This window comes from Bacillus sp. TL12 (genome assembly GCF_022625245.1).
Taxonomy (GTDB): Bacteria; Bacillota; Bacilli; order Bacillales; family Bacillaceae_G; genus Bacillus_A.
On sequence record NZ_JAJJBY010000225.1, the window covers coordinates 1 to 380 of the forward strand.

General features: G+C 41.1%; 2 tRNA genes. Both read right to left on the reverse strand.

What is annotated here, in order from left to right:
• Window positions 1-105: 105 nt before the first annotated feature.
• A tRNA-Ala gene (locus LOK41_RS28675) sits at window positions 106-181 on the reverse strand.
• A 10-nt stretch (window positions 182-191) separates the two neighbouring features.
• Window positions 192-268: transfer RNA gene (locus LOK41_RS28680), tRNA-Ile, on the reverse strand.
• Window positions 269-380: the final 112 nt, after the last annotated feature.

Genomic DNA, 380 nt, shown 5'->3' on the forward strand with positions numbered 1-380 from the left:
TCACCGTGCGCCCTTTCTAACTTAACCAAACTAAAATTAAAAAATATGAGCTACACTGTTATCTAGTTTTCAAAGAACATACCATGCTATATAAAATAGCTTTTTTGGTGGAGCCTAGCGGGATCGAACCGCTGACCTCCTGCGTGCAAGGCAGGCGCTCTCCCAGCTGAGCTAAGGCCCCAAAAATTGTATGGTGGGCCTAAATGGACTCGAACCATCGACCTCACGCTTATCAGGCGTGCGCTCTAACCAGCTGAGCTATAGGCCCATACAAATTGCAGAATTAACTTATATCATATTATCATTTAAGAGTCAATATCTTTATTGAACTCTCAAAACTAAACGAAAATGAAACACGGAAACTTATATTGATGAACAGT